This is a genomic window from Brevibacillus panacihumi W25 (assembly GCF_000503775.1).
Lineage (GTDB): Bacteria > Bacillota > Bacilli > Brevibacillales > Brevibacillaceae > Brevibacillus > Brevibacillus panacihumi_A.
Genome location: NZ_KI629786.1, coordinates 503,597 through 516,991, shown reverse-complemented (window position 1 = coordinate 516,991; position 13,395 = coordinate 503,597). Strand labels below are relative to the sequence as shown.

Genomic DNA, 13,395 nt, shown 5'->3' with positions numbered 1-13,395 from the left:
AGGTTTGAGATAATTTATTTATTCTATCCAAAAGAAAAAGTACAAAAGGAAAGTTATGATACTCTGGATTTTTTACTACCATATAATGTTAGAAAAATGTTGGATTCCAAAAGGATAAAGTAAAGGGTGAAGATTATGGATATTAATGAGTTTGGAACAATTCATAATGGTTGTTTATGGCAGACTAAAAATGTAGGTTATGGCAGTTAATTTATGCAGACCCGTAGGGGCTGCATAAATTAAAAAACCACTTGCCAACATCCCCTTATCAAAATACACTCCCTGTTGGGCACTACAGAACGACGGGAGGTATAAAGTTAGGAGATGTTAGCAGTGGCAGAAATTCATTATATCAGGCACGAGGCAAACAAGAAAGGGCGAGCTTATAGCAAGATTGCCAAACAAATGAATCGTGATTCGAGAACAGTTCAGAAGTATGCAGAAATGGATGACTTCAATCTACAAGAAAAGCCCAAGCAAATTCGAAAAGCTAGAGTCATGGAGCCTGTAAAACCCATTCTTGATCAATGGATCAAAGAGGATTTGAACAAGAAAAAGAAGTTCCGAAGAACCGCACAACGCTTGTTTACACAATTAGTGGAAGAACACCAATTTACAGGATCATCTCGCTCTGTCAGACAGTATGTTTCTCAACGAAAACACCAGTTAGCAGAGACAAGTGATGCTGCGGCATTGCCATTGGAGACGAAACCTGGATCGGCACAGGTTGATTTCGGAGAAGCACCATTTAAATATCTGGGAGAAAGTGTTACCTTGCCATTTCTCGTTCTCTCATTTCCTCATAGCAATACGTTTTACTTCCAAGTTTTTCAGTCTCAGAACCGAGAATGTTTTCTGGAGGGATTGAAGCGTATCTTTCACTACATAGGTGGCGTGCCTAAGGTGATTCGATTTGATAACTTATCACCAGCGGTGAAAAGGATCATGCCGAACGGTCAGCGAGAACTAACAGAGGAATTCCAAAACTTCGTTTTTCACTATGATTTTGAATACGAGTTTTGTAATCCCGGTAGTGGTAATGAAAAAGGTCATGTGGAGGCGATGGTAAAGTACATTCGCAACAACTTTCTTCTGCCAGAGCTACAGATACACAGTCTTGATCAGCTAAACGAAACCCTGTGAAAAAAAGCCGAGAGAGATCGGGAGCGACCTCATTATGTAAAAGAAACGATGCTCTCCGAATTATATTTGGCAGACAAGGAACATCTTCTTCAATTACCTGCCAAAGAATTTGATTGTATCCGATACGAACGAGTAAAAGCTGATAAATACGGATATATCCGAGTCGAAAATAAACTCTACTCAACGTCTCCCCGTTTTGCCAAATGTACGGTTTTGGCAAAGATCTCATTTGATCGAGTGGATATTTTAACAGAAGAGTATGAGGTGATTGTGCAGCATGCCAGATTATATGGCAAAGAGCCAAAATCAGTGATTTGGCAGCCCTATTTGACATTGATGGCAAAACGGCCAACTGCCCTTAAATACACAAGTTTTTATGAACAATTGCCAATCGAATGGCAAGTCTATCTCTCGAATTGCACGGTCCCAGAAAAACAAGAAGCTCTCCAGCTACTATCCGTCATTCTAAAAGACGATGATATGAAAATACCCACGCAAGCTTTGCAGCTTGCCTCTGAGAATGGCCACCCATCCGTTGATTCTATTAAACAGATCTATTACCAACTCATCAATGGTCGTGGTCAAAGGGATACCATCCAACCGAAAGGTTTTGTTCCTGCCGTTCCAACAGCCACTAGAGGATTAGCCCATTACAATGAATTCTTTAAGGGAACGGGAGGTCATCGCTAGTGGAAGCATTGATAAAGGAGTATTCAAAGCGCCTCAAATTGAGTTGGGTTCGGCAACATTTCCATGAAGTTGAAGCTACTACAAATGAAGAATACTTACTCAAAATATTAGAAAGTGAGATACAACAACGAGAAGCACGAAAAATCAATCTGCTCTTTAAGCAATCTTCCTTGCCAAGAATAACAGGAAAGCCATTTGAGTGGGGCCATATTCAGATGGGACAAGGTCTCACACAGGACCATATCCTTCATGGTGGATTTATAGAGGAGAAAGAAAATCTAATCTTTTATGGTGGAGTGGGGACGGGGAAAACGTACTTATCAACGCTGATTGGATTAAATGCCATTCAACAGCAAGGAAAAAAGATAAAGTTCTTTACTGTCGCTGGATTAGTCAATCGGCTGCTAGATGCTCACGAGACCGGCTCGTTGAGCCGATTCTTTAACCATATTGAGAAGTTAGATCTATTAATACTCGATGAGCTAGGGTATATTCCCCTGCATAAACAAGGAGCAGAACTGCTATTTCAGATTATTTCCATGTGCTACGAAAGAAAAAGTATTATCATAACGACCAATCTACAATTTGGCCAATGGAATCATATATTTGGTGATCCAATTTTGACAGAGGCAGTGATTGATCGCTTGATTCATCACTCTCACCTGATCGTCTTTAATGGCGAAAGCCATCGGTACAAAGAATCGTTATTACACGGTAAATAATTTAGGGGTTGGCAAGTGGTACATTTTTAATTGCCATTTGATACATTTCTTACTTGCCAAAAACATAATGGTTTTGGTGAATCCATTCGAGCGTTGAGAATAAAGAGTGGAATGAGCTTGCATGACCTCTCTGAGAAAACAGGTATAAGTTCATCTTATATTGTACGAATTGAGAATGGGCAAATCAAAAAACCTTCATTTTCAGTTATTGAATGCTTATTACAAGGGTTAGGCATCAAAACGTCGATTCTTTTACAAAGGCTTGAATCAAAGAAGCACTCGAACTAATTGATAAACCTGGAAACCTATAACATTGTATTGGTATGATGTTATAGGTTTCTTTGTATATATAACGTTGACAATAAACAACCATTTATCATTTGTTGACTGTATTTATCTTCCATATTTTCAACATTTATCAACAGCTGCTTGTTTTATATAATAACTTTTGTCGACAGAACAGCCTAACCATGATCGATCATGTCATCCAGTACAACTATGATCAACAACTACTGAGAGGTGGAAGCCATGATAGTGCTCAATAATGACTTTGAAAAATTACTGTCTGGGAAATTTGAAGCAATCGGGGTCTCCTCAAAAGATCCAAACAAGGTTCGATTTTATTGTTATAAATGTAGAATGATTTTTGACAGAATACCATCCGTTTTCAAGTCAAAATTAAAAAATGCACCGTTCAATGCTTGTCCAGGTTGCAATTCTTGGTGGAGAGCTTATGAAAGCATATTCTTTGAAACTCTGAACACTCTTGACCTTAAATATGTTATGCCACAGTACACAGATCAGAGATTGCGAAGTCACCTTAATAGACCTTTACGATTTGATGCAGCACTATTTGAAAATGAAATGGATATAGTGCCATATTGCGTCTTTGAAATTAATGACTATCATCATTTTACTTGGAGCAATCAAGGCAATTTGAAAACATACTATAAACAAAAAGTTGCATTCTGTCGTGATATACTACAAGTGCCTTTGATTGAATTAGACTACAGAGTTCACTTCAAATCTGAAACTTTGCTCAAAGATTATATACAGAAAATTCTAACATCAGTTAATCAGGTGAATGAAATTAAAGACGAGGTGTGCCGAAGAAAAGAATTAGAACGACTATTTTTCAATGCCTGAGTAATTACAAATATACAGTAAGGTGTTGGAGGTTATTTTTCCAACACCTTACTTTTCCCTCTTACGATATCCGATCCTGTAACCCTTTGTATATTTCCTCAAACATGTATTCCATAACTGTTGCCTTAAAATCGCTATCTTCCAATATTTTCATGAAGAACTTCTCATTTTGACCCATTCTGCCAATCACGATGTCCAGAAACGCTTTCTCATAGCTGAATTTGAAGTTTTCTTTGGTGTTGTTCTTCGCTTTCTGAGCCAGATCTTCGTTATTAATAATGTCTTCCATAATCTGTTCATACGACAAGCGATCCGTCTCGGTAAAATCGGTTCCAAAGCGTTCATTGAGTCGGTTGATAATCGAAGAGAGTTTATCCTTTGGTTCCTCTTTTCCACCTCCGCCACCATGGGAGGTTGGTTTCAAGTCAGCACCGCCCTGTACTACAAGTGAAATACTGCCTTCGAAAACCATCGTATTTCGGTAATATTCCAAAGCTACCTCGTCTGCCAAATAAACCGATTCAGAACCATGCTTGGGCAACTTCTTCAAAAGATAATTCAGATAAACATATAATTTATGTAGATCAACATCGACAAATGGACCAATCTGTAGAATAAATGAATACGTGCGGATAAATTTTCCTGCTGTACTCTTAAAATCTTCTTGCCGTTCTTTAGGCAATTCATGCTTATAGCGTTCCACTGCCTTATCAAGAATTGCGTTTAGCTTTTCTTGAGTTTTCGGCGTTTTCTTCTTTCCGCTAAACTCCAGCTTACATACTTCCATGATCTCTTCTTCTGTATATACCTGACAAACATCCAATTCCCGCTGTAAATCATATAGCAGATTCGGATTGGTTACTTCCTCAAGCCCTGTAACTTCATAGTACGGTTGGAATGCCTCTTTAATATCTTCGGCTTCATTAACGAAATCAAGGACAAAGGTATCGTTTTTACCTTTGCATGTTCGGTTCAGCCTGGAGAGAGTTTGTACCGCCTTAATGCCATCCAGTTTCTTATCCACATACATCGTATGAAGAAGCGGCTCATCGAAACCCGTCTGATACTTCTCTGCAACCAACAAAACCTTATATTCATCCGTATGGAACTTATCAGGTAATTCTTTCTCGCCGAATCCGTTCATGAGCGGTTCGGTGTAGGATACTCCCTTGTCCTCGACCGTTCCCGAAAAAGCAACAACTGCTTTCATGTCATCATAGCCTTTGTCGCTTATGTATTTGTCAAACGCTTGTTTGTATTTGACCGCATGCAATCGGCTACCTGTTACAACCATCGCTTTCGCTCTACCGCCGATTTTATGTCTTGTCACCCGTCTGAAATGCTCAATCATGATTTCCGTTTTCTGAGCAATATTATGCGGATGAAGCGAAACATACTTAGCGATTTCCTTGGATGCCTTTTTACTGGAAACTTCAGGATCATCCTCGATCATTTTTGCCACTTTATAATAGGTCTTATAGGTCGTATAGTTTTTCAGCACATCAAGGATAAACCCTTCCTCGATGGCTTGCCGCATGGAATAGACATGAAATGCATGTGGTTTGCCGTCTTCCCCCATCCGACCGAATTTCTCCAAGGTTTTGGCTTTCGGTGTTGCAGTAAAGGCGAAGAAAGAGATATTGTCCTGCTTACCGCTTTTAGCTATTGTTTCAACGATTTTCTCATCAATGTCTTCTAAATTTTCTTCTGCCGCACGGTCTGCTTCCAGGGCTTCTTCCAGTGTTTTGTCCGACAAGATATTCGTCATTGCTGTAGCCGATTTACCACCTTGTGAGCTGTGTGCCTCGTCAATGATGATGGCATACTTTCCTCTTGCGAACTCCCCAACCTTTTCCATAATAAACGGGAACTTTTGAAGCGTCGTAATGATAATTCGAGTGTTATTTACAAGCTCCTGTGCAAGCTGACTCGAATCTTTGTCGATCTTGGCGACCATACCTGCTTTATGCTCCAATTGATACACCGCATCTTGCAATTGTTTGTCCAGTACCCTGCGATCCGTAATGACAATGACACTGTTGAAGATGGCATTATCCTCACTGTCATGAATCTTTGCTAATCGATGGGCGAGCCATGAGATGCTATTGGTTTTACCGCTACCCGCAGAATGTTGAACCAGGTAGTTCGTACCGACACCAAATTGCTTTACATCGTATTCGATTTTCCTCACGACATCCAATTGATGATAGCGGGGAAAGATGACCGTTTCTTTCTTATCGATGATTTCCCCCGTGCTATCCAAGATGTCTTCCTGTTTGACAAACACGAAGCGGAAAAGGATGTCAATCAGGCTGTTTATTTGCAATATTTCTTTCCACAAATACGAGGTTTTGTAGTCATTGGCTACAGGCGGATTGCCTTTGCCGCCGTTATTACCCTTGTTAAAGGGGAGAAAGAATGTCTTTTCTTTCTCCAATCGTGTTGTCATGTAAACCTCATCAGGATCAACAGCAAAGAATACAATGGCACGTTTCTTAAACTGAAATAACAATTCCTTTGGATCACGATCATTCATATACTGCCGCTTCGCATCATCCACCGTTTGGTTTGTCAGTGGATTTTTCAGCTCAAGTACGGCAATAGGAAGCCCATTGAGCGATACCAGCATATCTATGCTACTGTTATTCTGACTACTGTAATACACCTGTCGGCTAATGGTGAAAATGTTCTTCGTATACATTTCCAAAAGAGTCTGGTTCATATAGCTGACAGGCTGATTGTAGGCGAGTTTGAGTGTCACACCGTAATCCTTAATCCCGTGCCGTATACAATCGATCATTCCACGGCTGTTCAATTCTTTACCAAGCCGCTCCAAAACCTTTTCTTTCGTTTGCTCCTTGTACACCTTACGGAGGCGTTCTATTTCTTTAGGCTGAGTGCTTTCCAGGAATTCGAACAGTATTTCAACATCGAGGGCATGCTTCTTGAAATCCTCCAAAGCAGTTCCCTCGATGCGTCTGCTTCGGTAGCCTGTATGCAAGAGCCATTCTTCTATATTGGTTTCCAGCCCTTTTTCAGTATAGTCGATTGCCATCGTATCACCCCTTTACGATTGATTTAGGCTGTTTCAGTTGTTTCCACCGCTACATCCCTAACATCGATTTTTCCTGTTACAGCTTCAAAGATGAGGGATTGACGATATTCCTTGAGTTTATCGATTAGCTCTATATTTCTTTGAATCACTTCATCAATATCATTTATTTTAGATGATACTGTACGTGCAATTTCAAATTGCTCTTCAACAGGTGGAATCATAACTGGAAATTCCTTAAATACATCTGTTTGTAATCTCCAACGTCCAAACTTCGATACTCCCTGTCCATGCCCATAAAAAATTTTTTCAAAATAACACTTTTGAAAGTAGTACAAAAAATACTGATGACATTCATCAGGATTATTTTGTGTAAATACTCTATAGTCAGGACTTGTGACCCCAATGAAGGGAGAGCAATCTACAAATCCTGTAAGTAGATCCATTGAGTTCATAACAAAATCATTTTTATTCACAAGTTGATAATTCGAGTAGCTCTCAGCATGCTGTCCAGAAAAATCTTCTAAATCTTTAATTTTTAGTCCTCTTTGAGTCAAAGATAAGACTGTTGGATCATCTTGTGGAACGATGCGTTTTTGTATAGTAAACTTATGTTTAATTTTTTTAATTTCCCAATGTTCTGGAATCGTGCCAATCCATTCCACTCCAGAATCCTTCATCTTCACATTAGGGTTTAATCCCTTTGTAATTGCTTCTGTGATAATTGCCTGCCGCTGTTCATCCAATAAGGAAATTAGCTTTTCCTTGTCTGTGATAAGAGAATCGATTTCTGCTGTTCTCTGGTCAAGAAAGTTAGTTATTGCATTTTGTTCACTTAAAGAGGGAAGAGATACAACAAAACCAGTTAACATGGGTCGTCTTAATGAATCAACTGTTGACTTTGCATTCCATTTCAATACTTCGAATGCTAAATTCGACTTTAGATAATAAAATAAAAATTTTGCAGTACAACGCCTGAATTTGGTGAAAATATACACCCTCTGGTGACTTGCAAACTTCCCCTTATAATAGTGGAATACCTTTCCAACCCCTGCTCCATCACCTGCGGTCATAACAGCTTCATCATCATGTGTGTATTCATCTATTCGTTCTACAACCTGTGATCTAACGAAGAAAGGGTACTGACCTTCCTCAGTATTGTCTTGAGTATCTTTACTGCCAGTTTCTATACGACACAGATATCGTAGATTTGATAGATTCCAGTATGCTGGTACTTCCCCGATCCATTCAACACCACTATCCTTATATTCCTCATATCTCTTGTACTGCACCATCAACCCAACACCTTCTTCAACTTGTCCAGTATGTTTGCTTCCAATTCCTTGATTTCACTCAAGATTTCATCCGAGCTACGAAGCGGTGTATATTTATAAAAATGTCTCGTAAATGGAATCTCATATCCGATCTTGGTCTTGCTTTCATCAATCCACGCATCAGGTACATGCGGCTTCACTTCCCGCTCGAAGTATTCGTGAATATCTTCTTTGAGCGGAACGTTCTCCGTATCTCTCAAATCGGTATCTGGTTCTGGGTTTCCCTTGCTATCTATGCAAATGTCAGCAGTCTCGTCCTTTTCAGAAAGAGCAGAAAGGATGGCTTTCATGAGCGGTGCAGGAATAGTAAGGCCATGATCCTTAAATGCTTTCTTGATCAATTTCGTAAAGGTTTCTCTGTTCTTGTATAGTTTATTGTCCTTCAAGGAGTACAGAGCATCAATGATTTGCTGTTGCAGCTTCTTTCCAGCCTCTATCTCATCTAAACCAGCTTGACCCTTTTTCCTGGTTGTTGCCAGATTACTGAATGCGGTTTGATTATATAACTCCTTGACCCGTTCTTCGCTGATCTGGAAATTCAATCGTAGTGGACGCTCAATTGTGATCTTCCTATACCCAAAATCTTCATTATCGAAGAGTTTGCAATGCTCCCCTTCTTTGAAGCTACCGTAAATTCGGACAATCTCATCAATATGTTCAGGGGATAGTTCGTTGCGTTTATTTCCAAGGCTCTTTTTCATCTTCTGATAGAATGAAGCCCCGTTTACAAGCTGGATTTTTCCCTTTCTGAGTGAATCTTTATTGTTGGTCAAAATCCAAATGTACGTTGAAATACCTGTGTTGTAGAACAACTGGTCGGGCATGGCAACAATGGCTTCGACCAAATCATTTTCAATCAGATAGCGGCGGATTTCACTTTCCCCACTCCCCGCATCTCCTGTAAACAATGGGCTACCGTTCATGATAATGGCGATTCGGCTTCCTTTTGGATTCTCAGGTGTGACGGGTTTCATCTTGGATACCAAGTGTTGTAAGAACAATAATTGACCATCGCTGATTCGTGGCAATCCAGCTCCAAATCGTCCACTGAATCCTTTATTCTCATGCTCTTCCTTGACTGCTTGTTCCGCAGGTTTCCACTCTACCCCATAGGGGGGGTTGGTAATCATGTAGTCAAACTTCATTTGAGGAAAAGCATCCTGAGATAGCGTATTGCCAAAGGCGATATTTTTCGCTTCCTCCCCTTTGATCAAAATATCCGCTTTACAGATTGCATAGGACTCTTCATTGAACTCTTGTCCGAAAAACTCAAAATGTGCAGACGGGTTTAGTTCTTTTAAATATTCCTGGGCAACGGAACCCATACCGCCTGTACCCGCACAGCAGTCGTAGAGAGTCTGGGTAATTCCTGGCTTCGTTAGAACCTCAGCGTCCTCAATGAAGAGCAAGCTCACCATCAGGCGAATCACTTCCCTTGGTGTATAATGGTCGCCAGCCTCTCCATGTTCGGAAAATCTGCGGATCAATTCTTCGAAGATATAGCCCATTTCCACGTTGCTGACGGCTTCAGGATGCAAATCAATTTCACTAAAGCGTTTTACAACAAGATAGAGCAAATTATTGCGATCCATCTTCTCGATTTGCTTTTCAAAATCAAAGTATTCAATAATGTCCCTTGCTGTCTTGGAAAAACCATTTATATAATCACGAAGGTTGTCCGCAATATTGTCTGAGTCATTCAGGAGCTTTGTGAAATCATATTTACTGACATTGCTGAAGTTCTGTTTTGCAACTCGGTTAAGGATTTCATCCCTTGACTCTTGTGGAAGGTGCTTAAACTTCTCGTATTGGGATAAAACCTCTTCCTTTGTCTCGTTCAAAACACAATCGAATCTTCTCAATACTGCCATCGGAAGGACAACCTTGCCATATTCCTCTTTTTTGTACGGTCCCCGCAAAATCTCGGCAATCGTCCAGATAAAATTAACTTTCTCTTGGAAGTTTTGCATACGTACTTCTCCTTTTATCCTTATGTAACCCCTACTCCAAATCAGAGGTAGGAGATTGAATAATTCTTTTTCACCATTCCCATTTTATCAAAAATGAATAGGCTTTTCCTGTTGCAAATAGAATTGGATCGGATTCCGAATACATTTTTCCTTTCCCAGCTTGATAGATTGATTCTTTGGAATCAACAATGGATTAATTTCAAGCGAAGCAAGCATGTTGATATATTTTCGAATAAGATAATCGCTGTAGACTGGCTTTTTTACTCCATTTTCCCTTGTTGACTCCAAATTTCTAATGCCGCTGACTCCATGTTTTGAGACATCACAGAGAAATTGCCGTAAGTTATGCTTGTCCCTTTCCTTCAAGTTACTTTCTTGAATGATTTGAGAAGCTATTGTTACTTTGTAATAATTTCCCTTGTAAAAAATCGGACAAAGACTCCCTTTCATATACTTCATCCAAAACTCTGCCGTCACATAGGACTCCAAGCGTTTTTCCAAACCATATGCGTGCTTCATATAGTTCAAATGCCGATTAAGGATGCTTACTTCAAAACGTAGTACATTCCGTTCATATGGAAGTATCTCCTCTCCCTTGGCATTCCGTTCGCTTTCTTTGTCATAGCAAATCACCTTGACAGAGTTGGAATTAAAGTAAATCGTTGTCGGATAGTGGGCATTCTTCAACTTGAATCCGTACTGTTCGGTCGTTTTCTTATACAACTTGAGCAATAGTTTGCGATGTTCGGGATCGGGAATAACTGCGTCAATACGGTAATCGAGACGGATCAATGTAAACTCTTTACCATAGGAATCGAACAGTTTGTTCAGATATGCATTCATTTTCTCACAAATGGCTGGTACATCATCTTCCCATATGTCTGGTTTTCCTAACATCTTGATAAAGTCAATATAGACGAACATCCACCAGCAAGAGCCGTACCTTCTAAATACTGTCTTGAATCCTTCGAAGTATGTGTCAATAGCATGCGGGAGCAAGGATATATCCTGATTGAACCTCCTGCATAGTGTGCTGACCTCAGCGTCTTCCAACAAAATGTAAAACTGTGCTGTGTGAATCATATCATCCTTCCTTTCGGGTTAGTGTAACGGGAAAATCAATTTCCTTGATATATCAATGGTTCAAGCTAATTTTTCTGCATGGATTTTTTCCCGACCAGAACATATTTATTGGTTCTTCATCAGTCTAAATTGAGACTGTATCGGTATCATACTGAGTAAAAATCGTTTTAATCGCTGGAATCAGTCTTAGCAGGTCGAATACCCTAAAAATCAAAAAAACAGCCTTTATGACAACAGGCTGTTTTACTTTATCGCTTTAACTTACGAAACCTCAGACATCAAAGCCGTAGACAAAATTTTCATCCCGTTTATACTAAAGAACATAAGTTCTGCAGAACGAAATATTACATCAGAGAGGAAAAAATATGATACACGACAATTTTACAAAACCAGAAATTGATAAAGAAAAATTAGACGTTATTGCTTCAATCATTTTCCAACTGCTTTATCAAAATGGAATACAATCAATCGAATTAATTAAGGAGGATCAACACCATGTCGCATAGTAAAATCGCTTTATATTATCGAACTAATCAAAAAGTTAAGGTCAACCTCTTGGAAAAAATACTAAACGAATTGCAAATGGTTGCGGAAAAATACTTTGGTGAAAATATAGTAACCCAAATTTACCTTGATAATGATGTTAGCGGTTTATCTGATGATCATAAAGAATTCCAACTTATGCTTCAGGACATCAAAGATAAAAAGGTTACTGCCGTTATCACAACCGAAATAAGCAGAATCAGTCGATCTATATCGACTTTGCTGGACTTTATGCACAGAATAAAAGAAATGAACATTCAGTTCATTAGTTTAAAACACGAGGAGTATAGTTCAGAAAATGATTCCTCAATTTATAAAAATGTAGGACAAAAAATCATGATCAAACGAGCTAAAATGTCCCGCTTAGCAGATAGAATAGTAAAACAAAAACTTGGAAATGGAGGGGAGTAAATGGTAGATGATAAATTCGTTTTCCTATACATTCGTGTATCAACCGATAAACAAGCCCAGGAAGGGTACTCTTTGGAAGCACAAGAAAGTGTCAATCGTGAGCTTGCAAGAAGAATTTTTGGTCAAGATGTTAAGTGTAAGGTATTCGTTGACGAGGGAAAGAGTGGAAAGAGTACAGAAAAACGTGCAGATTTGAATCGTATGATGCGTGAAATTAAAGCTGGTAAAGCAAAAGGTGTAATTACGTATAAGGTATCCAGATTAAGCAGATCGCTGTCAGATTCTCTTAAACTGGTAGAAGAAATCCATAAATCCAAAGTTAGATTTATCAGTGTTAAAGAAGGCGAGTATGGTACACCTCATGGGAATTTGCAATTTAATATCTTAGCCTCTGTAGCTCAATATCAACGCGAAGAGCTCGCAGAGAATGTTCAATTGGGGATGACTCAACGTGCAAAAGAAGGACTCTGGAATGGCGGACGGGTTTTAGGTTACAAGAGTGAAAATAAACAATTGGTTATCATTCCCGAAGAAGCCGAAATTGTAAAACTAATCTTTAATAAGTATGTTAATGATGGGTGGGGAACAAAACGTATATCGAACTTCCTTAACTCATGTGGATTCCGTACAAAAACAGGGAAACCATTCAAAGTTGACTCGGTTTCTTTGATCCTTGGCAATCCTGTTTATAAGGGCTATGTTCGGTACAACCAAGTTACTAACTGGGAACAGGATCGAAGAAAAGGAAAAAACCCCGATTATATTATTACTAAGGGTAAACATGAACCTATTATTGAAGAGGAAATTTGGGATGCCGCATACGCTCGCCAAAGAAATAAGGCTACTGGAGTCCCAAGGCAGTATTCAGGAACATTTCCTTTGACTGGTTTAGCAAAGTGTCCTGAATGTGGTTCTTATATGACAAGCTTATACGGCTCCAGACGAAAAGACGGTACAAAAAAACGATATTACGTTTGTGGAGTATATCATAATAACGGCAAATCTATTTGCAATCCAAACACAATTCCTGCTGACTGGCTTGAAAATGCCGTTTTTGAACGACTCTCAAACGCATTAAACTCTGATGAAATAATAAAAGAACTTACTTGTCGTATTAATGAATTGATCAAAAGTTCAAACCCAAGTAAGACAAATGAAGAGACAGTTTTGAATAACCAACTTCGGGAATTGGAAGCTGAGGTAAAAACGATTCAAAACTTAGTCGCAAAAGGCTCAAAAGTGTATGAAGAAGAAGAAGCGGAAGAAGAAATTACAAAATTGAGGGAAAAAATTCGGGAAAT

Annotated in this window: 8 protein-coding genes and 2 pseudogenes; 6 read left to right on the top strand and 4 right to left on the bottom strand. The window is 39.2% G+C overall.

Annotated elements, in window-relative coordinates; genetic code table 11:
- Positions 1-324 precede the first annotated feature (324 nt).
- The 4 genes and pseudogenes from istA (at position 325) to T458_RS52245 (ending at position 3,701) form a co-directional block, all read left to right on the top strand.
- Positions 325-1,833: pseudogene (gene istA, locus T458_RS52260) on the top strand (IS21 family transposase).
- Entirely contained in the window at positions 1,833-2,555 is a 723-nt protein-coding gene (gene istB, locus T458_RS52255; RefSeq protein WP_023555614.1) for an IS21-like element helper ATPase IstB, read from the top strand. The pseudogene istA and the gene istB overlap by 1 nt, the downstream one beginning before the upstream one ends.
- A gap of 30 nt (positions 2,556-2,585) precedes the next feature.
- Positions 2,586-2,843, top strand: a complete 258-nt coding sequence (locus T458_RS57955; protein WP_035316347.1) for a helix-turn-helix domain-containing protein — start codon at positions 2,586-2,588, stop codon at positions 2,841-2,843.
- Positions 2,844-3,083: 240 nt separating this feature from the next.
- Positions 3,084-3,701 carry a hypothetical protein gene (locus tag T458_RS52245; protein WP_023555735.1) on the top strand — a complete coding sequence of 206 codons (618 nt, stop codon included), beginning with the start codon at positions 3,084-3,086 and terminating at the stop codon, positions 3,699-3,701.
- 61 nt (positions 3,702-3,762) lie between these two features.
- Here the strand turns inward: T458_RS52245 and T458_RS52240 are convergent, their stop codons facing one another.
- The 4 genes from T458_RS52240 to T458_RS52225 form a co-directional block, all read right to left on the bottom strand.
- Positions 3,763-6,756, bottom strand: a complete 2,994-nt coding sequence (locus tag T458_RS52240; RefSeq protein ID WP_023559103.1) for a type I restriction endonuclease subunit R — start codon at positions 6,754-6,756, stop codon at positions 3,763-3,765.
- A 23-nt stretch (positions 6,757-6,779) separates the two neighbouring features.
- On the bottom strand, positions 6,780-8,048 hold the full coding sequence (locus T458_RS56170; RefSeq protein ID WP_023559102.1) for a restriction endonuclease subunit S: 1,269 nt from the start codon (positions 8,046-8,048) through the stop codon (positions 6,780-6,782).
- Positions 8,048-10,057 carry a type I restriction-modification system subunit M gene (locus T458_RS52230; protein ID WP_023559101.1) on the bottom strand — a complete coding sequence of 670 codons (2,010 nt, stop codon included), beginning with the start codon at positions 10,055-10,057 and terminating at the stop codon, positions 8,048-8,050. Before T458_RS52230 ends, T458_RS56170 begins: the two co-directional genes overlap by 1 nt.
- A gap of 87 nt (positions 10,058-10,144) precedes the next feature.
- The gene (locus T458_RS52225) at positions 10,145-11,140 is read right to left on the bottom strand and encodes a phage/plasmid replication domain-containing protein (RefSeq protein WP_023559100.1); all 996 of its coding nucleotides are present in this window, start codon (positions 11,138-11,140) and stop codon (positions 10,145-10,147) included.
- A gap of 495 nt (positions 11,141-11,635) precedes the next feature.
- Here T458_RS52225 and T458_RS52220 point away from each other — a divergent pair, with 495 nt between their 5' ends.
- Both T458_RS52220 and T458_RS57700 read left to right on the top strand, forming a co-directional pair.
- A complete protein-coding gene (locus T458_RS52220) occupies positions 11,636-12,094 on the top strand; it encodes a recombinase family protein (protein ID WP_023559098.1) in 459 nt (152 codons plus the stop codon).
- Positions 12,095-13,147, top strand: a pseudogene (locus T458_RS57700) (recombinase family protein); the annotation flags it as partial.
- Positions 13,148-13,395 lie beyond the last annotated feature (248 nt).